This window comes from Lacinutrix sp. MEBiC02595 (genome assembly GCF_053601555.1).
In genome coordinates this window covers 58,813-85,234 of sequence record NZ_JBSHNU010000217.1, presented here as the reverse complement: position 1 = coordinate 85,234, position 26,422 = coordinate 58,813, and the positions used below count along the sequence as shown (strand labels likewise).

The window sequence follows — 26,422 nt, the reverse complement described above, 5'->3', positions numbered from 1 at the left end:
GGTTTTTTTATTCTAATAATAGCTAGTGGTTAACGTACTAACTTTTTATACTTAATTCGCTTTGGCATTAAATCACCACCAAGACGTTTCTTCTTATTTTCTTCATATTCACTAAATCCACCTTCAAAGAAATATACTTGACTATCTCCTTCAAAAGCAAGAATATGTGTACAAATTCTATCTAAAAACCATCTATCGTGACTAATTACAACAGCACAGCCTGCAAAGTTTTCTAAACCTTCTTCTAATGCACGCAATGTATTTACATCTAAATCATTGGTAGGCTCATCTAAAAGCAATACGTTTCCTTCTTCTTTAAGTGTCATTGCAAGGTGTAAACGGTTACGTTCTCCACCAGAAAGAAGTTTTACTTTTTTATTTTGCTCACCACCTGAAAAGTTAAATCGGCTTAAGTAGGCTCTAGAATTTACTTCTTTTCCTCCCATCATTACCAATTCTTGCTCATCACTAAAGTTTTGCCAAATTGTTTTTTCAGGATCTATATTAGAATGCTTTTGATCTACATAAGCAATCTTAGCGGTTTCACCGACTTTGAATTCTCCTTTGTCTGGTGTTTCTTCTCCCATAATCATACGGAAAATAGTAGTTTTACCAGCTCCATTAGGTCCAATAACACCAACAATACCAGCTTGTGGTAAGCTAAAGTTTAAATCTTCATAAAGTAGCTTATCATCATACCCTTTACTAATCCCAACAGAATCAATAACATTTGTCCCTAAACGAGGTCCGTTAGGTATATAGATTTCTAATTTTTCGTCAAGTTGTTTTTGATCTTGACTCATTAATTTATCGTAATTCTTTAAACGCGCTTTCTGTTTTGTCTGACGTCCTTTTGCTCCTTGACGGACCCATTCTAACTCACGTTCTAATGTTTTTTGACGCTTGGAAGCTGTTTTGCTTTCTTTCGCCATACGTTTTGACTTTTGGTCTAACCATGAAGAGTAATTCCCTTTCCAAGGTATTCCTTCTCCTCTATCTAGTTCTAAAATCCAACCAGCAACATTATCCAAAAAGTATCTATCATGCGTTACAGCAATAACAGTTCCTTTATATTGCGCTAAATGATGCTCTAACCAATGTACCGATTCTGCATCCAAGTGATTGGTTGGCTCATCTAATAATAATACATCTGGTTCTTGCAAAAGTAAACGACATAAAGCAACTCTACGGCGTTCTCCACCAGAAAGTACGCTTATCTTTTTGTCTCCATCTGGAGTACGCAAAGCATCCATAGCAATTTCTAGTTTGGTATCTAGTTCCCAGGCATTAGCGGCATCAATTTGATCTTGAAGCACTGCTTGACGGTTCATTAGCTTTTCCATTTTATCGGCATCGCTATATACTTCTTCTAAACCAAACTGATCGTTAATACTGTTATATTCATCAAGAATTGCAACGGTTTCCGCAGCACCTTCTCTAACAATTTCCATAACCGTTTTATCTTCGTCTAGCTGTGGTTCTTGTTCTAAGTAACCCACAGTATAGCCCGGAGAAAAGACTACATCTCCTTGATAGTTTTTATCTATTCCAGCAATAATTTTAAGTAAAGTAGATTTACCAGAACCGTTAAGTCCTAATATTCCAATTTTTGCTCCATAAAAGAAGCTTAAATAAATATTTTTTAAAACTGGTGTTTGTGCACTTTGAAATGTCTTGGTTAAACCAGACATAGAAAAGATTACTTTTTTATCGTCACTCATAATATTTTACGTTATATAGTTTATTGATATCTTTTTTTATTCTTAAATTCAGTTAATAAGGCAGAATTACATTCTTCCTTTTAAAGCATTAAATACCCATGCAATTGCAAAAAATCCAATTCCTACTGCCGCAAATCCCCATCCTGCTACATCATCATATCTAAATGCTCCTAAGGCAATTAGTGCTAAACCTACAAAAATCATAATCCATGTAGCCCAAGCTAATACCGTATTTTTATTCATAGCCATTTTCTATTTCAATTTTTAGTTAGTAAATACAAATATCGCTATTTTGTATAAAAAAAGCATCCTAAATAGATGCTTAATTTAAATTACAGAAACTTCTAAGAAGCCCAAAACGGAATCTGCTTTATATTTCATTTTAAAACGTTCTACTTTTTAAACATTCCTACTACCTAATGTTCACGCAATTTTTGAATTATTTTTTATTTATCTATGCATATATATAGTATAAATAATATACTATTTCTGATGAAGAGTCCATATCAAATTATCTAATTTTATCTAACAAATCACTCAGTTGAGATGCTTCTTCTTCCGTTAAGTTTTCAAGTAAATCTTTTCGATTTGTTTTAGATATAACATCCAAAAGAAGTAACCCTTCCGTTGTAATTTTAATATGTACCACTCTTCTATCACCGGGACAAGCTATACGCTCAATGAGATCTTTAGCACAAAGTTTATCCATTAAACGCGTCGTATTAGGAGATCTATCAATCATTCGCTCTTTAATGGTTTGTACCTTTAAAGGTTCTTCTGCTCCTTTTAAAATTCGTAAAATATTATATTGTTGTGATGATATTTTAAAAGGTTTGAAAAATGAATTTTGATAACTATTAAGCCAATTTGCTGTAAACATAATGTTAAGCATCGCTTTCACTTTATGATTTGGAAATGTGGAGTTAATATCTTTAGAAATGTTTCCCATGATTTTATGTTTAATCTATATACACCTCACTTACAATATTATAAAGCTTTAGAAAATAGGCCGACCTTATTTAACATTTCTTCCTTTAATATATTATTTACAATCTTTCCTTCTGAAAAATTATCATTAAACAAAGGCAGTGAAAAATCAGCAATAATATTCCCACCCATAAATGGAAAACGTCCTTTAGCGATTTCTAATACACTAGATCCGCCTCTACCGCCAGGAGAAGTAGCCATAAGTAACATTGGTTTTTCACTCCATAATTTACCATCGATTCTAGACATCCAATCAAAAATATTTTTAAACACCGTTGCATAAGCACCATTATGTTCTGCCAAGGAAAGAATAATTCCATCCGAAGATTTTATTTTCTCCAAAAACACTTTTGCATTCTCTGGAATACCATGTTCGGTTTCGTAATCTATTCCGTAAAGTGGTAATTCAAAATCATTAAGATCTAAGACTTCTACTTTAGCTTCTTGAACTAGATTTCCAGCATAACTTGCTAATTGTTTATTTATAGATTGCTTACTGTTGCTTCCTGCAAATGCGATGATATTTTTCATGTGTTTATGTTTATTGTTTTTAAATGGTCACCTGTTGTTCGCTAGTAATCCTTTTATGGATAATAAGCCTTTTTAACATGCTCGTTTCAAATTAGTTTTGTGTTTTTTTGTTAAAAATATAAGATATAATTAATAGAATAAAAGCTACTAATGCCGCCATTTGCTCTCCGTCACCTATCATAACATGTGCAAAAAAGGCTAGAATGAATGCAAAAAAGAAACCCGCATACGCCCATTCTTTTAGTACTTTAAAGTTAGGATTCCAAAGCGCAAATAATCCAAATAACTTAGCCACGGCATAAGGATAAATGATATAGCTTGGATATCCGAAATTAGTAAACATTTGCGCTACATCGTCATGTTTAAAAAAATACATGCTCACCGAAAACAGCATAATTAAGGTTAATAATCCGGTGGCTACATAAAAAATAATTTTATCTCTTTTCATTTTTAGTTTGTTTTAGTTGCCACAAATGTACAACAAAATAATTATAGTTTCCTAGGTAAATATTTCCATGTAATATTATTTAACAAAACATTCACTTTTTATACAAGCTTTGGTTTTGTAAATTCGTAGCAAATAATTCTTATTCATGGATATCAATTTCAATAAAAACGAAGATCATAATAAACTTCTAGTTTCCGATTTAACCAAACGTTTTGCTAAAGTAAAACTTGGTGGCGGACAAAAACGTATAGATAAACAACACGCTAAAGGTAAAATGAGCGCTAGAGAGCGTGTGGATTACTTGCTAGATTCTAAAGCTAAATCTATTGAAATTGGAGCTTTTGCAGGAGAAGATATGTACGCAGAACATGGCGGATGTCCTTCTGGTGGCGTTATCGTTAAAATAGGATATATTAAAGGGAAGCAATGTATTGTTGTTGCAAATGATGCTACCGTAAAAGCTGGAGCTTGGTTTCCTATTACCGGAAAGAAGAATTTACGTGCGCAAGAAATTTCTATTGAAAACCGATTACCAATCATATACTTAGTGGATTCTGCTGGTGTTTATTTACCAATGCAAGACGAAATTTTTCCGGATAAAGAACATTTCGGACGTATTTTTAGAAACAATGCCATCATGAGTAGTATGGGAATTACGCAAATTTCTGCTATCATGGGAAGCTGTGTTGCAGGAGGCGCATATTTACCAATTATGAGTGATGAAGCTTTAATTGTGGATAAAACAGGAAGTATTTTTCTTGCTGGAAGCTATTTAGTAAAAGCTGCAATTGGTGAAAGTATAGATAATGAAACGCTTGGTGGAGCAACTACACATTGTGAAATTTCGGGAGTTACAGACTATAAATCTAAAGACGATAAAGATGCTTTAGATACGATTAAGCGATTAATAGATAAAATTGGCGATTATGATAAAGCTGGTTTCAATAGAGTAAAAGCAATCAAACCAATTGAAAACCAAGAAGATATTTACGGTATTTTACCAAAAAGTCGTGCCGACCAATATGATATGTACGAAATTATTAAACGTTTGGTAGATAATAGTGAGTTTGATGAATACAAGGCGGACTACGGAAAAACAATTATTACAGCATATGCAAGAATTGATGGTTGGGCTGTTGGTATTGTGGCAAACCAGCGTAAATTAGTTAAAAATGCGAAAGGTGAAATGCAATTTGGTGGTGTTATCTATAATGATAGTGCCGATAAATCTACGCGATTTATAGCGAATTGTAATCAGAAGAAAATTCCGTTAGTCTTTTTACAAGACGTTACTGGTTTTATGGTTGGAAGCAAAAGTGAACATGGAGGAATCATTAAGGATGGTGCCAAAATGGTAAATGCTGTTAGCAACAGTGTGGTTCCAAAATTCACCATTATTCTTGGAAACTCTTACGGAGCAGGAAACTATGCCATGTGTGGTAAAGCATACGACCCTAGACTTATTGTAGCTTGGCCAAGTGCAGAACTTGCTGTAATGAGTGGAAACTCTGCTGCTAAAGTGTTACTACAAATTGAAAAAGCTTCCCTAGAAAAGAAAGGTGAAAAAATTACTCCGGAAAAAGAAGCAGAACTTTTTAATAAAATAAAAGACAGATACGATAATCAGGTTTCTCCGTATTACGCTGCTGCTAGAATTTGGACAGATGCGGTTATAAACCCATTAGATACCAGAACATGGATAAGTATGGGAATTGAAGCTGCAGACCACGCTCCTATTGAGAAGAAATTTAATTTGGGTGTTTTACAGGTTTAAAAGATATTTATTTAAAATAAAAAAAGGCATTTGATATATTCAAATGCCTTTTTTAGTTTACAGACTTTGATAAGAATTAACCAATCTTATAAACTCTGCTCTATAGCCAAACGTATCCACAGCTCTTCCTGCTTCAGCAAGATGAATAACATCTTTTATATTCGAGTTATTATGATATTGTGAATGTCTTATTTGCATACCAAATAATGCAACAGATGCAGCAAATTGCATGTCTTGAGAAGCTGCAACTACAACGTCTTTTTGGATATGTACCATTTCTATACTTTTTTTATCCTCTGGTTTTTTGTATCTAAATTTCACCGTTAATAATTCGTCTTGAAAATCCGTAGGAATTTCCTTTTTAGTGTACTTTAAATCGGAAACATCTTTTAAATAGGCGCTCTCTATTCCTACTGGAATCACTTCGTATAAAGCAGTTACTGTATGTCCGCTTCCCAATTCCCCAGCATCTTTTGTATCATCTATAAAATCTTCGTCTGCCAACAATCTATTTTCATAACCTATTAATCGGTACGCTTGCACTTTATTCGGATTAAACTCTACTTGAATTTTAACATCTTTTGCAATGGTATAAAGTGTTCCTCCAAATTCTTTTCCAAACACTTTTTGCGCTTCTTGCATGGTATCTATAAATGCATGATTACCATTTCCCTTATCTGCTAAAGTTTCCAGTTTAGAGTCTTTATAGTTTCCATATCCAAATCCTAAAACGGATAAGAACACACCAGATTTACGCTTTTCTTCAATTAAGGTTTGCATGTCTTTATCACTAGAAGCGCCAACATTAAAATCGCCATCTGTAGCTAAAATTACTCTGTTATTCCCTTTCTTTTTAAAGTTCTTTTCCGCTAATGCATATGCCAATTCTATTCCTTGTCCGCCAGCGGTAGATCCACCAGATCGTAATTTATCTAGTGCTTGTAATATTTTCGTTTTATTATTTCCTGAGGTTGGCTCTAACACAACTCCTGCTGCTCCAGCATAAACAACTATGGACACTTTATCTTGTTCTCGTAACTGATTTACCAATAATTTAAAGGCAGATTTTAAAAGCGGTAGTTTGTTTTGTGCACCCATGGAACCAGAAACATCAATTAAAAAAGTAAGATTACTCGCAGGTAATTCTTCGTTATTATACGTCTTACCTTGTAAACCAATCTTTACCAATTTTGTTTCTTTATTCCAAGGTGTAACGGACAATTCTGTATGTATGGAAAATGGATGTTCCCCCGTTGGTTGCGGATAATTATAATCAAAATAATTCACCATTTCTTCAATCTTTACAGCATCTACAGGAATAGTTTGCGCATTGTTAATCATTCTTCTAATGTTGCTATATGAAGCTTTATCTACATCTATAGAAAAAGTAGATAATGGCGCAGCTTTAGTAATCTCAAAATTATTTTCTACAATTTCTTCATACACATCTTGCGTCTCTATGGTTTTTTCATTAGCTGATGATTTGATTGCTTTTTTAAGCGCTTTTGACAATTTATAATTTCCTTTTTTTGTCTGAATAATTAGAACGCCATTTGCTCCACGAATACCATATAGCGCTGCTGCATTTGGGCCTTTAACAACAGAAATATTTTTTATATCCTTCTTATCTAAACTCGCTAAACCAGAAGAACTAGAATTAGCATCTTCTAAAACTACACCATCCACAATTACCAAAGGCTCATTGTTTCCAGAAATAGACGAATTACCTCTTAATACAATTCTTGAAGAACTTCCAACCAAACCATTAAATTTGTTTTGAACCAACAATGATTTAGTATTAGATAATCGCTTTACTTTGCGTTTGTTTCCTGAGGGATTAACCGAAATGCCACTTACTTTTCCTGAAAGTGCTGTTGTTACATTTTGCGAAGAATAACCAAGAGCTTTCCTTTCTTTCTTAACACCTAATGCTGTAATAACCACTTCATCTAATGAATTATCTGGCTGTAATGAAACATTAATGCTATTCGACTTTCCAACAGTTTCTTGTTTCGATGCATAACCAACATAGCTAAATATTAAAACATCATTAATTTTAGCTTTAATAGTATAGTTGCCATCAAAATCGGTAGAAGTTCCTTTAGTAGATCCCTTTATAATAACAGTTGCTCCAGGAAGTAGCAATCCATTCACGTCACTTACAACTCCAGTTATGGTTTTTTCTTGTGCTTGCAGTTGTATTGTAATGAACAACACAAAAACAATTTGTAGTACATTTTTCATATTCGTTAGTTTTAAAGTTTTTGTAAACTTATACCTAACCTATGTTTTGTAAAACTACAAATGAGTGAAGTGTCCTTTTGAGTGCGTTAACTCGCTATTTTAAAGTTTTTAATGTTTCCTGACGAAGAATTTTGCCAGTATCACTTTCTATAAATTGTTCAATACAATATATTTTCTTCGGAACTTCAAATTTTTCTAATTCTGAAAAGAACGAAGCTTCTATCGTTTTATTTTCACTTTCAATAACCAGAACAACACTTTCCCCTAAGATTTCATCCTTTTCTTTAGTAATGAAAAATCTATTATTCATCTTATAGGATAGTTTTGCTTCTATCTGTTCTGGAAATAATTTTACTCCTCCAGAGTTTATTACATTATCGAAACGTCCTAACCATTCAAATGTAGTTTGAGTATGTAATTTAACCACATCATTAGTCACTATTTTGGTTTCCGAAAGTTTTGGTGCTTCAATTACCAAACAATTTCTATCGTCTTGTGTTATTGTAATGTTTGGTAGGATGTGAAAGTAAGTGCTCTCGTCTGCACTCGAAGTGACGTCTTCAAAATTATTAATCTTCTTTACTGCAATATGTGTTATGGTTTCGGTCATACCATAGGTTTCAAATACATTTGTTTTTATATCTTGAATAGCATGCTTTAATCCGTTAGAAACGGAAGCTCCACCAACAATTATAGTTTTAATATTATTACAATAAGACAACGTTTTTTGAAGCTGTAAAGGTACCATAGCACAAAATTCATAGTGCTTTTCATAATCAAAAAGAGGCTGACTCGTTGGTTCTGCAAGATCCAATTCTAGGCCTAAAATCATAGCTCTTACTAGCATCATTTTTCCTGCAATATAATTGCTTGGTAAACAATGTAAAGCTTTGTCTCCTGGTTCTAACTTAAAAAAATCTCCTGTTGCAATAGCAGAATGTACCATTGCTTGTTTTCGTAATTTAATCGTTTTTGGTTTTCCTGTAGAACCAGAAGTTTGCACCAATACATAATCTTTATCGTCCAGCCAATCGATTAAAAAGTCACCAATATTTTTTTCAAAAGGCAATCCTTCTTTTACATGACTATACGCAACTTCTTTAAGCTCTTCATATAAAAAAGAGCTCTCATTTAATTTAAAACGATTGTGTATTTTATTATATTCTGGTATCATTATTCTATTATTTTATAATCTTCTTTAATAGGCTCCTCTACTTTTCCAAAAAGTTTTTCGCTCCAATTTGTCCATTTATATTTTTTAGCTAAAATGAAAAGAATAATAGGAAAAACAACAAATACAGGCATAAACACATCTATAAATCCTGCTGAAGTTGGCTCGGAAACATCTTTAAAAAGGGAATCGGTTTGAAAAGCTGTCCAATCTGCTGTTACCAATAAAGCGGTAAATAAATTATTAGCAGCATGAAACCCTAATGCTAGTTCCAAACCATCATCCATAAGTGTCATAATTCCTAAAAAGAATCCTGTACCTATATAATATACCATAATTACATTACCTAGTTGCTCTACTTCTGGATTTGCTAAATGCATTAACCCAAAAACAATAGAAGTTAAAAATAACGGAAACCATCTTGTTTTAGTAATAACACCCAATGCTTGCATTAAATAACCTCTAAAAAAATACTCTTCCATACTGGTTTGCAACGGAACTAATATTATAGCAATTACGGCAAGCGTTAAAAACGGAACTAACTTAAAATTCCACACATACCCTTCTGGTTCCATAAAATAATCTACAAATACAAAAGTTGAAGAAACTGTTCCCCAAAGTATAAAAATGAACCAAAATCTGCTCCAATCTATTGTTTTTCTTGCTGTTGTTAATTCTGTAATAGACTGTTGATGAATCACTTTAGAATTAAAAAATACACCAACCAAACCAATAGCAAAGGATAAAAGCATTAAAAACAAAAACATATTATTTCCTAATATATCCGCCATTTCTGGGATATCTGTTGGGAAATCGCCATTTTGTATTCCTTCTAAACCTATGGTATATAAAATCCCTGCGACTAACGGAATCGATCCTATTAATTGCCATACTATAAAAATGATGATGAAACCTAGTAAATATCTCCACCACTCATGTAATGATTTAAACGCTTGTTCTATATACATATCTAAAAATTAGTTTTCCAATTTGTTTTATTTTGATACTGCAATGTACCATTTTTTACTTCTAACGGACTTTCATAATTATTACTAAAAAGACTTCCTGTACCAAGTCCTTGCGGCAATTTACTTTGCAAGCTGTAGGTGAATTGTGCAATTGCATTTAAACCTACATTACTTTCTAATGCACTGGTAATCCACCAACCTATTTTTTGTTTTTCAGCCAAATCTATCCAATTTTGACTTCCTGCAAATCCACCAACCAAACTTGGTTTTAAAATAATGTATTGCGGATGTACTATTTGTAGCAATTCCTCTTTTTTTGTTACATCAAAAACACCAATTAATTCTTCATCTAATGCAATTGGTAATGGAGTGTCTTCACAAAGTCTAGCCATTTCCTGAATTTGTCCTTGTTTAATAGGTTGTTCTATAGAATGTAAATCAAAATGCGAAAGTATCTTTAATTTTTCTAAAGCTTCCGAAGGTTTAAAAGCGCCATTTGCATCTACTCGCAATTCCATGTCCTCCGCCGAAAATTCTTTTCTAATCGATTTTAAAAGTTCTAATTCTGTTTTAAAATCAATGGCTCCAATTTTCATTTTAATACAACTAAAACCAGCTTCAATTTTGTCTTTTATTTGTTGCTTCATAAACGCTTCAGAGCCCATCCAAATTAATCCGTTAATAGGAATACTATCATTTCCTTGTGTAAATTCGGAAGGAAAAAGAATAAAAGGATTTTCACTTTGCAAGGATAAAAAAGCTTGCTCTAGTCCAAATTGAATACTTGGAAATTCGATTAATTCCGCTAATAAAACATCTAATCCTAAATGAATATTAGTACAAGTCCATTGTAGTTTTTCTTCGTAATTAGGTACATCATCTGCGCTTAAGCCTCTAAAAAGTCCGCATTCACCTATTCCTTTCTTTCCTTCATGTTCAACAATTAGAAACCACGTTTCTTTTGTTTTTAAAACACCTCGAGAAGTTCCACTAGCTTGTTTAAAGTTTAAAATATATTGTTGGTAGGTTGCTATCATAGTTAGTTTCAAAAATAGACAATAATTTTTGTATTTTGCATACCTAACAACTAGCTTTCTTCTAGTTTTAATTTTTCAATAAAAAAAATGACAGAATTTCCAGATATCATTCTTTACGCCATTCCGTTTTTTGTTTTAGCCATGTGCTTAGAAATTTATATTGTATTAAAAACACAAAAAGGAACATACGAAACAAAAGACGCTACTACCTCTATTGCCATGGGTTTAGGAAATGTATTTTTGGGGTATTTTAGTAAAATTGTCGTTCTGGTAAGCTTTTTATTTGTCTATGATAATTTCCGATTATTTACTATTCCTATAACTTGGTGGAGTTTTATTCTTATTTTCTTTGCAGACGATTTTGCATACTATTGGTTTCATCGAATTAGCCATGAATGTCGCTTATTCTGGGCTTCGCATGTGGTGCATCATTCGTCACAACATTATAATTTAAGTACAGCAGTTAGGCAAACATGGTCTGGCGGATTTTACTCTTTTGTATTTTGGTTGTGGTTACCAATTATTGGTTTTCATCCAGGAATGATTATGTTACAAATGTCTATTAGTTTGATTTATCAATATTGGATTCATACCGAAACGATTAACAAAATGCCTTCTTGGTTTGAAGCGGTTATGAATACACCTTCCCATCACAGAGTGCATCATGGCAGCAATCCTTTATACCTAGATAGAAATCATGCGGGAATTTTAATTATTTGGGATAAGCTTTTTGGAACCTTTCAACCAGAACTTAAAGAAGAAAAAGTGGTCTATGGTTTGGTTTCCAATATAAACACCTATAATCCTGTAAAGATTGCATTTATAGAATGGATTAATATGTTTAAAGATGCTTTTTCGGGTAAAAAAACTTTAAAAAACAGAATGCTATACTTCATAAAACCGCCAGGATGGAAACATGACGGAACAGGAAAACTGAGTGGTGATTTACGAGAAGAATGGCTGAAATCGGTTGGCAGTAAAAAGTCTACGGTGAAGGTTAAATAGTGTTCCTTGTTCCATAAATAAAAAAAATATGAATTTTAATAATAAAGTAGTTTGGATTACTGGAGCTTCTAGCGGAATTGGTAAAAGTTTAGCGATTACACTTTCTAAAGAGAATTGTAAATTAATACTTTCTTCCAGAAGAAAAGAGGCACTTGAAGCAGTAAAAGCTTTATGCAATACTCCTGAAAACATTATTGTTTTACCTTTAGATTTAGCGGAAACAGCTACCCTTAAAAACATAACAGAAACTGCTATTTCTAGCTTCGGAAAAATTGATATTCTGATTAATAATGGCGGTATTAGCCAACGTTCTTCTATCATTGAAACCACTCTAGAAGTAGACAGGAAATTAATGGAAGTCGATTATTTAGGAACCATTACTTTAAGTAAAGCGCTTTTACCGCATTTTGTCGCGAATCAATCTGGACATTACGTGGTGGTTTCTAGTCTTATGGGAAAATTTAGCTCTCCTTTACGTTCTGCTTATTGTGGTGCGAAACATGCGTTACATGGTTTTTTTGATGCGATGCGTTTAGAACACGAAAAAGACAACGTAAAAGTGACCATGATTTGTCCTGGATTTGTAAATACTGATGTCGCTAGAAATGCATTAACAGGAGACGGAAGTAAACAAGTACAGCAAGATGAAATGACCGAGAATGGTTTACATGTGGATGTATTTACTAAAAAAATGATACAAGCAATTCGGAAAGAAAAATTTGAAGCTTATATTGGTAAAAAGGAAAGATTCGCTGTTTACCTAAAACGAATCTCTCCTCGATTATTACACAAGCTTGTTTTACGAAGTAAAGTGAGATAGACTACTTAATTTCTATTGAACCTTGTCCATTCCAGTGCATTTTGTGCTTTTTTAGAGCATCAAAATTGTATTGAGAATAAGAAGTTTATTTCCTAAAGAAGTTCTCGATATAATTTTTTTTTCAAAAATCACTCGAACTGACATTTTTAGTATTCTTTGAGATCTAAATACACAAAAGGGAGTTAATTTATTTTAACAATTTCTACTTCACCTATAGAAAGCCCTTTTTCTAGTGTGGCACTACCTCTATAGGTAATTGTAGGTTCGCCGTAAGAAACTATTTTTAGCTTATCGGAAACATTACATTGGTAACTTCCATCTCCATAGGCTGTAATTTTAGACGATTTATTATTCACTTGTAAAAGGTCTACAACAGATTCCCCGTAACCAATGATTTTTTGATTTTCAATGCTTCCGCTTTCAATTTTTAAATGGCTTTCTCCATAAATGGAGACTTTTAATTCTTTTAAAGTAACGTCTTTCATTATTACTTCTGATTCGCCATAAATACTAAATGTCATTCTATCGGAAATAATAGCGTCTTCAAAATGAAAGCGTTCTTCACCTCTTAACGAAAAGGATTTTACTTTTTTATAATATACAATCGCTTTTGCAACGGTGCCTTTATATGCCGCAACGGTTCTATTTTTGGTGCTTTTTTCTTTATCCTTTTCGGTCACTGTTTTTGCATCGTCTAAATATAACTGAAGGGTTTTCCCTTTTACTTCTACATTCATTTCGTCTAAGTCTTCCGTTAGCATTTCAATAACCACTTTTTCTACCTCGCCAGTTTTAAAGACAACTTCTATATGCGGACTAACAATAACTTTATCAAAAGTTTTTACGGTAAAGGTTTTAGATTGTGCTTGTATTACTGAAGTTTGGAATAAAAATATTGCTGTAATAACAAGAAAAAGAGTTGATTTTGATTTTAAAAAAGTATGCATGCGTTTGATTTTAAGTTATTAAATACAAACTAAAGACATCGTTTTTTTTAAACTGTTACAGTTTTGTAAAATTTACTTGTATTCTACTATTAGATAAACAGAAGTACTATCCCCAACATTTAAAACTTCGTGCTCTGTCACCATATCTTTACTCCAGCTAGTTCCTGTTTTTACATCTACAGTTTTAGTACCATTTGCATCCGTAATTTGAAAAGTTCCTCCTTGTAATGTATATCCAAAATGTGGCTGATGCTCATGTTTTTCATGTCCAACTCCTGGAGCAAACGTACATTTTAACACGCGTACTTCTTTGTCTTCATGTACTATTTCGCAAACACTTTCTCCTTCCCAACCTGCTTGTAAAGGATCTGGAAGTGTTGTTTTTTCTTTACAGGAAAAAATAGAGATACAAAAAAGAAAGATTAAGATTTTTTTCATGTGGTTTGTTTTTATTGCACTTCGACAAGTTGCCTGTGACACTTAATTATGGATTGTCTCTATGGTTCTTAATGCATGATTCTAACCAACAACTCTTTTAGTAAATCTCCTTGAGACACAGAATTACTGCCAACACCTTTACTTTTTACATCAAACTCACGTAAAGTACCAATAACCTCACTCACTTTTCGCATCGGGTAATTTCTAGCTGCAGTGATATATTCATTTACAAAATAAGGATTCACCTTTAATGCAGAAGCTACATTTCGAGGATTCTTATCACTTAAACCATGTAAATGTAGAAGTTGCGAAAAGAAATTAAAAAGCAACGAAACCGTTACTACCATAGGATTATCCTTTGGGTTATCTGCAAAATAGTGTGCAATTTTATGTGCATTTAATATATTTCGTTCACCAACTGCTTTACGTAGTTCGAAATTATTATAATCTTTACTGATACCAATATTTTCTTCAATATGCTCTGGTGTAATCTCGGTTCCTGCTGGTAAAACAATTTTAAGTTTATCTAACTCATTGCTAATTTTACTTAAATCGGTTCCTAAAAACTCCACAAGCATTTGTGATGCCTTTGGAGAAATCGTGTAATTCTGTCCAGAAAGTACACGACGAATCCAATCTGAGACCTGATTTTCGTATAATTTTTTACTTTCAAAAACAACACCAACTTTCTTAATCGCCTTGTATAAAGCTTTACGTTTATCTAGTTTTTTGTACTTATAATTAAAGACTAAAACGGTTGTTGGTTGCGGATTAGCAGCATAAGCAGCCAATTTTTCAATAGATCGAGATAAATCTTGCGCTTCTTTAACAATTACTACTTGGCGTTCTGCCATCATTGGGTACCGTTTTGCATTTCCAACAATATCATCTATAGTTACATCGCGACCATAAAGAACCATCTGATTAAAACCTTTCTCTTCTTCGGCTAACACATTTGCTTCAATATAATCGGATACATTATCTATATAATAGGCTTCTTCTCCCATTAAAAAATAAATGGGTTTTAGATTGCCTTTCTTTATGTCTATTAATAGTTGTTTAACTTCGTCCAAAATAAATATGATTCCAATTCTTAAAATTTCAAAATCCAAAAATAAAGGACTTGAAATTTGCTATTTGTTTTATGAAAATTAACTTTGATAAAAACTGAATACATCTAATGCAAGAGTTAAACTTTTCAAAGTTTTCGTTTCGTTTCAAAAATAGCGAAAATAAAACGCTTATTTATGATGAAATACGCAAAAAATTTGTGGTTTTACAACCTGAAGAATGGGTTAGACAACATTGCGTTCAATATTTAATGCAAGAAAAAGGATTCCCAAAATCGCTAATTAATGTAGAGAAAGAATTAAAAGTAAACAACTTACGCAAACGGTATGACATTGTAGTGTTTAATCCAGACGGTAGTATTCATTTAATTGTGGAGTGTAAATCGGCTAAAATAAAAATCGATCAAACTACTTTTGACCAAATTGCACGCTATAATTTAGCTTTAAATGCAACCTATTTAATGGTTACTAACGGAATTAATCATTATTATTGCGAAATGGATTTTGAAGCAGAACGTTATCAGTTTCTAACCGAAATTCCAGATTATAGTGTACAACCTTAAATTAACGGGAAATGAATTGGATATTATTAATTATAGCAGGTCTTTTTGAAGTCGCTTTTGCTGCCTGTTTAGGGAAAGCAAAAGAAACCTCAGGTTCTGAATCTACATTATGGTACGTTGGCTTTTTTGTCTGTTTATCTATAAGTATGTTTTTACTTGTAAAAGTAACTAAAGTGCTGCCTATTGGAACTGCTTATGCGGTTTGGACAGGCATTGGTGCTATTGGAACCGTATTATTAGGAATCCTTATCTTTAAAGAACCAGCTACCTTTTGGCGACTCTTTTTTATAGGAACACTTATCGCTTCTATTGTGGGATTAAAAATAGTATCTAACTAAATATAAAATATTACTAAGAAATCAGTAAAAAATTAAACATTGAAAATAGCTGTCGTCATATTAAACTGGAATGGAAAAGCACTTTTAGAAAAGTTCTTACCTTCTGTGGTTAGGCATTCTAAAGAAGCAACTATTTATGTTGCCGATAATGCATCCACCGATGATTCGGTAGCTTTTGTTAAAGCGAATTATCCCGAAATTAAAATCATACCCAATACTGAAAACGGAGGCTATGCACAAGGCTACAACCAAGCATTACAACAAGTAGAAGAAGATATATTCTGTCTTTTAAATAGCGATGTGGAAGTATCTAAAAACTGGCTTACTCCTATTCTATCCGAATTTCAAACCAATACGAAAACCTCTATTATCCAACCAAAAATATTAGACTACAAAAACAAGAGTCATTTTGAATATGCAGGAGCTGCAGGAGGTTTTATAGATAAATATGGCTATCCGTATTGCAGAGGACGCATATTTGATACCGTCGAAAAAGATAAAAATCAATACCAAGACACAACTATTTTCTGGGCTTCAGGAGCCTGCTTTTTCATAAGAAAAGAAACCTTTAAAACGTTAAAAGGTTTTGACGAAAGCTTTTTTGCACATATGGAAGAAATAGATTTATGTTGGCGCGCTTTCAACCTAAACTATACCACCAAATATATTGGCACTTCTACGGTGTATCATGTTGGCGGAGCAACTTTACAAAGTAGCAATCCTAAAAAAACTTTTTTAAATTTTAGAAATAGTTTGTTTACGATAACTAAAAATGCTTCCGGTTTTCTATTCTTTTTAATCTTCACCAGATTAGTTTTAGATGGTGTTGCGGCAATTAAGTTTTTACTACAATTTAAAATAACACATATCCTTGCAATATTTAAAGCGCATTTTAGTTATTACACCGCATTACCAAGATTATTAAAAGAGCGAAAAATACTGCCAAAGAAAAAGGATTATTACCAGACAAAATCGATTGTTTTTTCTTATTTTATAAAAGGTAACAAGACTTTTTAATTGTTTACAAAAATGTTAAAGTTTTTGTTAATGATGGAATATTGTATCATTCTTTTGTATAATTTTGTCCTGTTAAATTAACATTATTTAATCCATTCATTTATTATGAAAAAAATTGTATTACTAAGTGCAACAGCACTTTTGCTTTTAAGTTCATGTGTTTCTAAAAAGGAATTCGCAGCTATGGAAGCCAAACAAAAAACCACACAAGATTTATTAAATACAGCAACGGTCAAACTGAACTCCTGTTTAGAAGACAAATCTGCTGTAAGCGCTCGTGCAATAGCATTACAAGAGCAATTAGCAAATTTAAAAGACACCAATAAAGATTTAATACAAACTACTCAAGGTATGACTGTATTAACGACTAAAGGTGCTTCAAATCTGGAGAAATCTTTAGAAAGTTTAAAAGAAAAAGATCTTAAAATTTCTAGATTACAAGATGCTTTAACTAAAAAAGATAGTGTAACACTAGCTTTAGTTACAAGTTTAAAGAAGGAAGTTGGTTTAAACGACGAGGACATTCAAATTAACGTAGAGAAAAGCGTTGTTTTTATCTCTTTATCAGACAAGTTATTATTTAAAACAGGTAGTTACAATATTTCGGATAGAGCAAATGAAATCTTAGGAAAAGTTGCTACAGTAATTAACGGTAAACCAAATTTTGAAGCAATGGTAGAAGGTCATACAGACAATGTACCATATAACAGAGGTGGTGTTTTAGTTGACAACTGGGATTTAAGTGTAAAACGTAGTACTTCCATTGTTAGAGCATTACAAGAGTTAGGTGTAAAACCAGAACAATTAATTGCTGCTGGTCGTGGAGATCATTTACCTTTAGTATCTAATGATACTGCTGAAAACAGAGCAATTAACAGAAGAACTAAAATTTACATTCTTCCAAAAATCGATCAGTTTTATGAAATGATTGAAACGGAAATGAAAGCCCTTTCTGAAGAAAACTAATTTTTAGAAAAGAATATTATTAAAAGCGCAACTTAACGGTTGTGCTTTTTTTTTGGCGTTACCTTTTGTTCATACCTAACAGGTTTTGAAAACCTGCCAGGATCACAAAAGGTCAGGCTTTCAAGGCTCGCTATCATAGATGAGCTCAAACAAACCTTTCTATCCTTAACGCAAATCGAACTATCTTATTTAATCATAACACCAAACAGCAAGTTCGTTACCAGAAGGATCTAAAAACTGAAATCGCTTTCCGCCAGGAAAAGAAAAAGTGTCCACACTAATTTTTCCTTTTGCTTCTATAATTTGTTGTTTTATTTTCTCTAAATTTTCATGATATAAAACCACCAAAACACCATTTATAATTTCGGCATCTGTTTTTTCAAAACCTCCTGCTAGTCCAGCATCTTCAAAAGAAGTATATGTTGGTCCGTAATCGGTAAAAGTCCAACCAAATGCATTCGTATAAAACGCTTTTGTAGCTTCTAAATCTATGGATTTAAATTCTATGTAGTTGATGTGGTTGTTGGCTGGTTTCATAATTTTAAAATTTAGTTTCTATTTAAAAGATTGCTTCGCTTTGCTCGCAATGACATACTTTTAGAAGATATCTAAACTTCCTTTTCCTTCTCTTACAATTATTGGATCGCCTTCCGAGAAATCGATAACTGTAGACGCTTCATTATCGCCATAACCACCATCAATAACAAGGTCTACTAGATTACCCCATTTTTCCAAAATTAATTCCGGATCTGTAGTATATTCTAAAATAGAATCGTCATCACGAATAGAAGTAGAAACAATTGGATTGCCAAGTTCTTTAACAATTTCGAGCGCTATATTATTATTTGGCACACGAATACCTACTGTTTTTTTCTTTTTAAAAACGACAGGTAAGCTTTTTGCTCCTGGAAGAATAAAAGTATATGGTCCGGGAAGCGCACGTTTCAATATTTTAAAGGTAGAAGAATCTATTTGCTTCACATAATCGCTTAAATTACTTAAATCATGACAAATAAAAGAGAAGTTTGCTTTTTCAAGCTTTACACCTTTAATTCTTGCAATCCGTTCTAAAGCTTTGGTATTAGTGATATCACAACCTAAACCGTAAACGGTATCTGTAGGATAGATAATTAAACCTCCTTTTTTTAAAACCTCAACCACCTTCCTAATCATCTTACTATTAGGATTTTCCTCGTATATTTTTATAAACTCCGCCATAATAACTATCTTTAAAAAGCGTTTACAAAGTAGTTAATTAATTTATTATGCGAAATATCTTCAGGCATTTATTATCATTCATTCTATTTATTAGTGTGTTTTCATGTGATGACACAGATAATAGTGAGGATTTAACTAGTATGAACCCTTTAGAGTTTTATGAGGAGCTCAATATATCTTATGGTGCAGATAGCGATCAAGTTTTCGACCTATATCTTCCTGCTAACCGAACAGAAGACACTAAAATTATGATTTTAATTCATGGTGGAGGTTGGACTTCTGGCGATAAAGTAGATATGCAAGGTTTTAAAGATTATATGTTACAAAACGTATCGGATATGGCTGTTGTAAATATGAATTATAGATTAGCCGATAATACATCGCAAGCATACCCAATGCAAATAAATGATATTACTACTGTTGTTAATTATTTAAAGACTAGACAAAACGAATATGCTATCTCGGATGATTTAGGTTTTATTGGCGCAAGTGCAGGAGCACATTTATCGATGCTGTGGAGCTACGCTTTTGATGTAGATAACCAAACAAAAATGGTTTGTAGTATTGTTGGCCCTACAAATTTTACAGATCCTGCCTATCTTAATAGTACAGACCCTGAATTACAAGCAATATTAAATGCGTTTAGCGTCGATACAACAATCGCTACTTTAGAAGAAGTAAGTCCGTACCATCAAGTAACCGCAGACGCGCCTCCTACTATTTTGTTTTATGGCGGACAAGATTTTTTAATACCTACATCACAAGGAACTGCAATGCGAGATAAATTAGAAGATCTCGGTATTATTCATGATTTCACTCTATATCAAGAAGAAGGCCATGGCTGGGCTGGCTTAAACTTACTAGATACTACAATCAAGCTGCACACTTTTATTGAGGCGCATTTATACTAAAGGCTAAAGGCTAAATAAAACTATCCAATCACTTGCAGTTTAGCAAAACGAAGCAATAATTTCTTCACTCCACCAGTTAAAAACTTAATTTCTGCTTTCATATCACCACCAACACCTTCAATTTTTAAAACTTCTCCTTTACCAAAGCGCATATGTTTTACCACGCTACCAACTCTAAGTTCACCATCAAACAAGTTTGTGTTCGCACTAGTACTTTCTGTGGTTTTTGCTACAGGTTTTAAATTTTTTGGTGTTGCTATTTTAAAGTTATCTGGTTCTTTTTTAGTCGTACCTTTTTTCTTAAAAGTAAGTTCTTTCGGTTTTTTAAATCTAATTTTACTTGGTGGTGTATCTCCAAAAATATCCGAATCTAACATTGGATTAAAACGTCTTTCTTCTTTAGGAGTTGTGTTTTCTACAAACGTTTCGTCTATTTCATCAATAAAACGACTAGGTTCTGAGTCTACTAATTTCCCCCATCGGTACCGCGATAAAGCATAGGTTAAATAGGCTTGTTTTTCGGCTCTAGTAAGCGCAACATAAAACAAACGACGCTCTTCTTCTAATTCGCTACGTGTATTCATACTCATAGCACTTGGAAATAAATCTTCTTCTAAACCAACTATAAATACATGATTAAACTCTAGTCCTTTTGCTAAGTGAATAGTCATTAATGCCACGTGATCTGCATCGCCTTTATCTGCATCCAAATCGGTAGCTAGAGCAACATCTTCTAAAAACTCTGCTAAGGAATCTCCAGCATCTGCAAGCTCCATTTGGCCTTCCACAAAATCTTTTATCCCATTTAAAAGTTCTTGCACGTTATCTAAACGTACAATACCTTCAGGTGTGCCGTCTTTATTAAATTCACGGATTAGTCCGCTACTTTTAGTAACATGCTCGGCTAAATCAAATGCATTTGCCGTTTTATTCATTACTTGATAGCTTTCAATTAAAGTCACAAAATCACGTAACTTATTTTTTGTACCACCATTTATATTAATTTCAACTTTATCAATATTTTGTAAAACCTCAAAAATTGTTTTCCCGTAACCATTAGCAGCCACAATAAGTCGGTCAATAGTAGTTTGCCCAATTCCTCTTCCTGGATAATTAATAACACGTTTTAGTGCTTCCTCATCTGCTGGATTAAGAATTAAACGTAAATATGCGGTTACATCTTTTATTTCTTTACGTTGGTAAAAGGACAATCCGCCATAAATACGATACGGAATATCGCGTTTACGTAAGGCATCTTCAATAGAACGAGATTGCGCATTGGTACGATATAGAACTGCAAAATCACTATTATGCAATTGGTTGTTCATTTTTTCATCCCAAATGGTTCCTGCAACAAAACGACCTTCATCTCCATCGGTTAAAGAACGATTTACTTTCACTTTTGCACCTTCGTCATTTGCAGTCCAAACTACTTTGTCAATTTTAGTCTTATTATGTTCAATAACAGAATTAGCTGCACCAACAATATTTTTTGTAGAACGATAGTTTTGCTCTAATCTAAAAAGTTTCACATCATCGTAATCCTTCTGAAAATTCAAAATATTATTAATGTTTGCACCACGGAAAGCATATATACTTTGCGCATCATCTCCTACTACACATATATTTTGAAAACGATCTGCTAATGCACGAACAATAAGGTATTGACTATGGTTTGTATCTTGATACTCATCTACTAATATATAACGGAATTTATTTTGGTACTGTGCTAAAACATTAGGAAAACGAGTTAACAACTCATTCGTTCGCAGCAATAAATCATCAAAATCCATGCAACCTGCTTTAAAGCAACGATCTACATATTCTTTGTAAATCTCTCCCATTTTTGGTCGTCGTGTCATGACATCGGCTTCCATTAACTCCGGATTCTTAAAGTATGCTTTTACGGTAATTAAGTTATTTTTATAGGAAGAAATTCTACTAAAAACCTGTTTGGTTTTATAGATATCTTTTTCTAAGCCCATTTCTTTAATAATAGAACCTAAAAGACGCTGTGAATCTTGCGCATCATAAATGGTAAAATTACTAGGAAATCCTAAATGGTGTCCTTCAAAACGAAGGATTTTAGCAAATACAGAGTGAAAAGTTCCCATCCATAAATTCTTGGCTTCGTTACCAACAATACTGGAAATACGTTCTTTCATCTCCTTTGCCGCCTTATTAGTAAACGTAAGGGCTAATATGTTAAATGAGTCTACACCTTGACTCATTAGATATGCAATTCTATAGGTAAGCACTCTAGTTTTCCCAGAACCTGCTCCTGCAATGACTATCATAGGACCATCTTTTTGAATAGTTGGTGCTAATTGTGCTTCGTTTAACTGACTTAAATACTTCTCCAAATCTCTTTCCTTTTATAAAACGTGAAAATAACCAATCTCTGCGTTTTTATGCTTCCTAATTATTATTAATTATGAACAATTAAAGATTCTTTTCAAGTCGTTTTTATGAGATAAAGCGTATTACTCTTTAATTATTTTTTTAATGGTACTATGATTGTCCGTTTTAAGTTTCAAAATATAAAATCCGTTAGATATATGTTCTAGATTTAAAGTATTTATTCCTAAAAATAATTCACCTTTTTCAACTACTTTTCCATGCATATCATTAAGTATATAAGAGGCATCATCTTGCAATGTGATGGTTACATTGCTTTTTACTGGGTTTGGGTAAACGCTTACACCTGGGAATATTTCTTCATTTATATGCAGCGTAGAACAGTCTAAACCACCATCTGTTATAGTCCAACCATGTGTATCTATTAAATTTGTTCTAGCGGACGCACCATAACAATAATTACTATTACCACCATTAAAAATGATGTTTTCTGGTATTTGCGTTTCTCCAACATCTAATATATTCCATCCTATTAAGGTATTATCATAATTTGTTATAGAAAGGTTTGTATCCTCAAACATATCTGTCATATAAATGACACTACTAATATCCCAAATACCTATATCTTGATTGAAGGAAGTTGCATTTTTAAACATACTAATCATATAATTAACACTACTAACATCCCAATCACTTAGGTCTTGATTGAAGGAAGATGCACCAGAAAACATGGAATTCATTCTAATAACGCTACTAACATCCCAAGTACTTATATCTTGATTGAAAGAAGATGCACCATTAAACATTCTCGACATATCAACGACATTACTAACATTCCAAGTACTTAGGTCTTGATTAAATGCTTGAGCTACTAAAAACATAGAAAGAACATTAGAAACATTACTCATATCCCAAGTACTTATATCCTTATTGAATGCTCTTGCTCTTTGAAACATTACAGACATATTAGTTACATTACTCACGTTCCAAGCACCTATTTCTTGATTGAATACAACTGCCTCAGAAAACATCCTACTCATATCCGTAACATTACCCACATCCCAAGTACTTAAATTTTGATTGAATACAATAGCACTATCAAACATAGACATCATAGTAATAACGTTTCTCACGTCCCAAGCACTTATATCTTGATTAAATGCTTGAGTACCTGCAAACATCTGAGACATATCAGTAACACTACTCACATTCCAAGTACTTAGGTCTTGATTGAATATATGTGCGGACCTAAACATCAAACTCATATCCGTAACATTACCCACATCCCAAATACTAAGATCTTGATTGAATAAATATGCATATGCAAACATAGACATCATAGTAGTAACGTTTCTCACGTCCCAAGCACTTATATCTTGATTAAATGATCTTGCACCTTGAAACATATAAGCCATATTAGTGACATTACTTACATCCCAAGTGCTTATATCCTGATTGAAGGAAGTTGCATTAAAAAACATCCAATCCATGTTCGTTACATACCTTAAATCTGGATTATCTAAAGCGTTAATTCTCAAAATTGAACAGCCAGAAAAAGCTTTTTCCATAGAAGTCCAACTACCAGCTCCCCATTGTTCTACGGCTAAAATTCTATTTCTATCTCCTGTATTATTAAAATAAATACGTGGAAAATCACCTCTAATAGTTACAATAAATTCTCCTGCAACTCCATAGTCATGTGTTACATCTCCTGTAACTCCTATAGCATCAAAAACACCATCATTATCCCAATCTACATCATAATTATACCCTGTACCTATGGTTGGTATGGTAATGCTGTAATCTCCCAAACCTGATGTTGTCCAAGTAGTAATAAAATAACTGCTCGTAATATCCTCTAAACAGGAAGACTCACAAAACATATTATCACAAGTGGTCAATGTAGTTTCCATATTCGTTTCAGGAATAATAGCCTTGTATGCATGCACAACATAAGAGACAAACAGACACATTATTAGAAGAAGTAGTTTTGCTTTCATACGTTTAACCTAGAGTATATTAGACATAATATTAAGGATACATCAATTTACAAAAAGATAGCAAGCACACCAATAAAAACAAGTTAAAAACCTAATAATAAGACAATTAATCAACCAAATAACTTCCCGATTAAATAAGACACACACTTTTAAACCTTCGTATTTATTATTTATAGTGATGATCTATATACAAGACTATTATCTTGTTTTTATACTTCCTAATTATAAACAATTGGAGTATTACTTAATATTTTTATTTTTTGAATATCTTTACCATCCGATAAAATATTAATTTCAGAAAATATGTTAGAATTCTTAGGTCAGATAAGTTGGTGGATGTGGATTATTTTAGTTTTAGTAATTATTGCTATTCGCGATGTTTTTCAAAGGCACCATACCATAAGTCATAACTTCCCTATTGTTGGGCATTTTAGATACATGCTTGAAAAAATAGGCCCAGAATTAAGACAGTATTTAGTTGCCAATAATAGAGAAGAATTACCCTTCAATAGAATTGAACGTGGTTGGATTTATGCTTCGGCAAAACACGAAAACAACTACGAAGGTTTTGGTACCGATCGCGATATTTATGCACATCAGCATATTTTTATTAATAATGCAATGATGCCTTTTGAAATAAAAGACAAAAACCACCCAAATAATATAGATCATTGTTTTTTGCCTTGCGCTAAAGTGATGGGAGAATTCAATAAACGTAAAAAGCCATTTAGACCGGGATCTGTCATTAATGTTTCGGCAATGAGTTTTGGTTCGCTTTCTGCAAAAGCTGTAGAGTCGATGAATAAAGGCGTTAAAATGGCTGGCGCTTATCACAACACAGGAGAAGGTGGTTTATCGCCGCACCACAGTCATGGTGGCGATGTTGTTTTTCATTTTGGAACCGGTTATTTTGGTGTTCGTGCTGCAGATGGTGGTTTTTCTATGGAGAAATTAATAAAGTTAGTAGAAGACAATCCGTTTATACGCGCCATAGAAGTAAAACTTTCGCAAGGAGCAAAACCAGGAAAAGGAGGTGTTTTACCGGGAGCAAAAATCACTCCTGAAATTGCAGCAATTAGAGGTGTTGAAATTGGCAAAGATGTGCTCTCTCCACCAAACCATAAAGCATTTAGTAATGTACCAGAAATGGTAGATTTTATTGAGAAAATTGCGGAAGCTACAGGATTACCTGTTGGTATTAAAGCTGCTATTGGTAAATTAGAACAATGGGAAGAGCTTGCAGATATAATGAAAGCAACAGGAAAAGGTCCTGATTTTATTACGGTTGATGGTGGTGAAGGTGGTACTGGAGCAGCACCTCCAAGTTTTGCAGATCATGTATCTTTACCTTGGGTTTATGCATTTGGTGATTTATATAAATTATTTCAAAGCAAAGGCTTAAGCGAACGTATTGTTTTTATTGGTAGTGGTAAGTTAGGTTTTCCTGCCAAAGCAGCAATGGCTTTTGCAATGGGAGCCGATTGCATCAATGTTGCTCGTGAAGCGATGATGAGCATTGGTTGTATACAAGCGCAAGTTTGCCATACTAACAAATGCCCAAGTGGAGTTGCTACACAAAGCAAATGGCTACAAAACGGGATTGACCCTACTTTAAAATCGGTGCGATTAGCGCAGTATTTTAAAACGTTTAGAAAAGAATTTATAGAAATTACACATGCTGCTGGTTACGAGCATCCTTGTGAGTTTAAAATGAGTGATATAGAAATTAATGTAGATGATCATAACCTCGCTACCAATTTAAGTAAAACCTATATGTATGAAAAAACCCCTGTCCCTTTTCATGGTATGCAGAGTTTAAAAAATTGCATGTATTTAGGTGGAAATAAAAAATAAAAAAGAGGCTTCTGTAGAAGCCTCTTTTTTTATCTT

The 26,422-nt window shown here is 33.0% G+C and carries 25 protein-coding genes; 9 read left to right on the top strand and 16 right to left on the bottom strand.

The window, feature by feature from the left end:
- Nucleotides 1-29 precede the first annotated feature (29 nt).
- From ettA to ACVCZW_RS08080, 5 genes are all read right to left on the bottom strand, one after another.
- Nucleotides 30-1,721, bottom strand: a complete 1,692-nt coding sequence (ettA, locus tag ACVCZW_RS08100) for an energy-dependent translational throttle protein EttA (RefSeq protein WP_452231249.1) — start codon at nt 1,719-1,721, stop codon at nt 30-32.
- A gap of 66 nt (nt 1,722-1,787) precedes the next feature.
- Complete coding sequence (locus ACVCZW_RS08095; protein WP_452231250.1) at nt 1,788-1,970, bottom strand: CAL67264 family membrane protein; 183 nt, start codon at nt 1,968-1,970, stop codon at nt 1,788-1,790.
- A gap of 262 nt (nt 1,971-2,232) precedes the next feature.
- On the bottom strand, nt 2,233-2,670 hold the full coding sequence (locus ACVCZW_RS08090; protein WP_452231251.1) for a MarR family winged helix-turn-helix transcriptional regulator: 438 nt from the start codon (nt 2,668-2,670) through the stop codon (nt 2,233-2,235).
- Between the two features lie 38 nt (nt 2,671-2,708).
- Nucleotides 2,709-3,239, bottom strand: coding sequence for an NADPH-dependent FMN reductase (locus tag ACVCZW_RS08085; protein ID WP_452232121.1), 531 nt, complete (start codon nt 3,237-3,239; stop codon nt 2,709-2,711).
- Nucleotides 3,240-3,330: 91 nt separating this feature from the next.
- A complete protein-coding gene (locus ACVCZW_RS08080; protein WP_452231253.1) occupies nt 3,331-3,687 on the bottom strand; it encodes a DoxX family protein in 357 nt (118 codons plus the stop codon).
- A gap of 145 nt (nt 3,688-3,832) precedes the next feature.
- On the opposite strand from ACVCZW_RS08080, the gene ACVCZW_RS08075 reads away from it, so the two are divergent.
- Nucleotides 3,833-5,461, top strand: a complete 1,629-nt coding sequence (locus ACVCZW_RS08075; protein WP_452231254.1) for an acyl-CoA carboxylase subunit beta — start codon at nt 3,833-3,835, stop codon at nt 5,459-5,461.
- Nucleotides 5,462-5,518: 57 nt separating this feature from the next.
- Here the strand turns inward: ACVCZW_RS08075 and ACVCZW_RS08070 are convergent, their stop codons facing one another.
- From ACVCZW_RS08070 to ACVCZW_RS08055, 4 genes are all read right to left on the bottom strand, one after another.
- Nucleotides 5,519-7,705 carry a YfbK domain-containing protein gene (locus ACVCZW_RS08070; protein ID WP_452232120.1) on the bottom strand — a complete coding sequence of 729 codons (2,187 nt, stop codon included), beginning with the start codon at nt 7,703-7,705 and terminating at the stop codon, nt 5,519-5,521.
- A 94-nt stretch (nt 7,706-7,799) separates the two neighbouring features.
- The gene (locus tag ACVCZW_RS08065) at nt 7,800-8,879 is read right to left on the bottom strand and encodes an AMP-binding protein (RefSeq protein ID WP_452232119.1); all 1,080 of its coding nucleotides are present in this window, start codon (nt 8,877-8,879) and stop codon (nt 7,800-7,802) included.
- Entirely contained in the window at nt 8,879-9,844 is a 966-nt protein-coding gene (locus tag ACVCZW_RS08060) for a CPBP family intramembrane glutamic endopeptidase (protein WP_452231257.1), read from the bottom strand. Before ACVCZW_RS08060 ends, ACVCZW_RS08065 begins: the two co-directional genes overlap by 1 nt.
- Before the next feature lie 2 nt (nt 9,845-9,846).
- Nucleotides 9,847-10,881 (bottom strand): o-succinylbenzoate synthase, encoded by a 1,035-nt coding sequence (locus tag ACVCZW_RS08055; protein ID WP_452231258.1) that lies wholly within the window; start codon nt 10,879-10,881, stop codon nt 9,847-9,849.
- Between the two features lie 87 nt (nt 10,882-10,968).
- Here ACVCZW_RS08055 and ACVCZW_RS08050 point away from each other — a divergent pair, with 87 nt between their 5' ends.
- Together ACVCZW_RS08050 and ACVCZW_RS08045 are read left to right on the top strand one after the other, a co-directional pair.
- A complete protein-coding gene (locus tag ACVCZW_RS08050) occupies nt 10,969-11,886 on the top strand; it encodes a sterol desaturase family protein (protein ID WP_452231259.1) in 918 nt (305 codons plus the stop codon).
- A gap of 28 nt (nt 11,887-11,914) precedes the next feature.
- The gene (locus ACVCZW_RS08045) at nt 11,915-12,706 is read left to right on the top strand and encodes an SDR family oxidoreductase (protein ID WP_452231260.1); all 792 of its coding nucleotides are present in this window, start codon (nt 11,915-11,917) and stop codon (nt 12,704-12,706) included.
- Between the two features lie 182 nt (nt 12,707-12,888).
- Here the strand turns inward: ACVCZW_RS08045 and ACVCZW_RS08040 are convergent, their stop codons facing one another.
- From ACVCZW_RS08040 to holA, 3 genes are all read right to left on the bottom strand, one after another.
- Nucleotides 12,889-13,653: a GIN domain-containing protein gene (locus ACVCZW_RS08040; protein ID WP_452231261.1), complete on the bottom strand. Its 765-nt coding sequence runs from the start codon at nt 13,651-13,653 to the stop codon at nt 12,889-12,891.
- Between the two features lie 72 nt (nt 13,654-13,725).
- Nucleotides 13,726-14,091 carry a cupin domain-containing protein gene (locus tag ACVCZW_RS08035; protein ID WP_452231262.1) on the bottom strand — a complete coding sequence of 122 codons (366 nt, stop codon included), beginning with the start codon at nt 14,089-14,091 and terminating at the stop codon, nt 13,726-13,728.
- Between the two features lie 68 nt (nt 14,092-14,159).
- On the bottom strand, nt 14,160-15,164 hold the full coding sequence (gene holA / locus ACVCZW_RS08030) for a DNA polymerase III subunit delta (RefSeq protein WP_452232118.1): 1,005 nt from the start codon (nt 15,162-15,164) through the stop codon (nt 14,160-14,162).
- Between the two features lie 107 nt (nt 15,165-15,271).
- Here holA and ACVCZW_RS08025 point away from each other — a divergent pair, with 107 nt between their 5' ends.
- The 4 genes from ACVCZW_RS08025 (at nt 15,272) to ACVCZW_RS08010 (ending at nt 18,045) form a co-directional block, all read left to right on the top strand.
- A complete protein-coding gene (locus tag ACVCZW_RS08025; protein ID WP_452232117.1) occupies nt 15,272-15,724 on the top strand; it encodes a type I restriction enzyme HsdR N-terminal domain-containing protein in 453 nt (150 codons plus the stop codon).
- Between the two features lie 11 nt (nt 15,725-15,735).
- Nucleotides 15,736-16,062 (top strand): DMT family transporter, encoded by a 327-nt coding sequence (locus tag ACVCZW_RS08020; RefSeq protein ID WP_452231265.1) that lies wholly within the window; start codon nt 15,736-15,738, stop codon nt 16,060-16,062.
- A gap of 39 nt (nt 16,063-16,101) precedes the next feature.
- Complete coding sequence (locus tag ACVCZW_RS08015; protein ID WP_452231266.1) at nt 16,102-17,079, top strand: glycosyltransferase family 2 protein; 978 nt, start codon at nt 16,102-16,104, stop codon at nt 17,077-17,079.
- A 105-nt stretch (nt 17,080-17,184) separates the two neighbouring features.
- Nucleotides 17,185-18,045: an OmpA/MotB family protein gene (locus ACVCZW_RS08010; protein WP_452231267.1), complete on the top strand. Its 861-nt coding sequence runs from the start codon at nt 17,185-17,187 to the stop codon at nt 18,043-18,045.
- A gap of 189 nt (nt 18,046-18,234) precedes the next feature.
- Here ACVCZW_RS08010 and ACVCZW_RS08005 read toward each other — a convergent pair whose 3' ends face one another.
- The gene (locus ACVCZW_RS08005; RefSeq protein WP_452232116.1) at nt 18,235-18,582 is read right to left on the bottom strand and encodes a VOC family protein; all 348 of its coding nucleotides are present in this window, start codon (nt 18,580-18,582) and stop codon (nt 18,235-18,237) included.
- 60 nt (nt 18,583-18,642) lie between these two features.
- A complete protein-coding gene (locus ACVCZW_RS08000) occupies nt 18,643-19,263 on the bottom strand; it encodes an L-threonylcarbamoyladenylate synthase (RefSeq protein ID WP_452231269.1) in 621 nt (206 codons plus the stop codon).
- 47 nt (nt 19,264-19,310) lie between these two features.
- Here ACVCZW_RS08000 and ACVCZW_RS07995 point away from each other — a divergent pair, with 47 nt between their 5' ends.
- Nucleotides 19,311-20,174 carry an alpha/beta hydrolase fold domain-containing protein gene (locus ACVCZW_RS07995; protein ID WP_452231270.1) on the top strand — a complete coding sequence of 288 codons (864 nt, stop codon included), beginning with the start codon at nt 19,311-19,313 and terminating at the stop codon, nt 20,172-20,174.
- 20 nt (nt 20,175-20,194) lie between these two features.
- Here ACVCZW_RS07995 and ACVCZW_RS07990 read toward each other — a convergent pair whose 3' ends face one another.
- The gene (locus ACVCZW_RS07990; RefSeq protein WP_452231271.1) at nt 20,195-22,537 is read right to left on the bottom strand and encodes an ATP-dependent helicase; all 2,343 of its coding nucleotides are present in this window, start codon (nt 22,535-22,537) and stop codon (nt 20,195-20,197) included.
- Nucleotides 22,538-22,657: 120 nt separating this feature from the next.
- Nucleotides 22,658-24,532, bottom strand: coding sequence for a BspA family leucine-rich repeat surface protein (locus ACVCZW_RS07985; protein WP_452232115.1), 1,875 nt, complete (start codon nt 24,530-24,532; stop codon nt 22,658-22,660).
- Nucleotides 24,533-24,835: 303 nt separating this feature from the next.
- Between ACVCZW_RS07985 and ACVCZW_RS07980 the strand changes: the two genes are divergently transcribed.
- Nucleotides 24,836-26,386, top strand: a complete 1,551-nt coding sequence (locus ACVCZW_RS07980) for an FMN-binding glutamate synthase family protein (RefSeq protein ID WP_452232114.1) — start codon at nt 24,836-24,838, stop codon at nt 26,384-26,386.
- Nucleotides 26,387-26,422 lie beyond the last annotated feature (36 nt).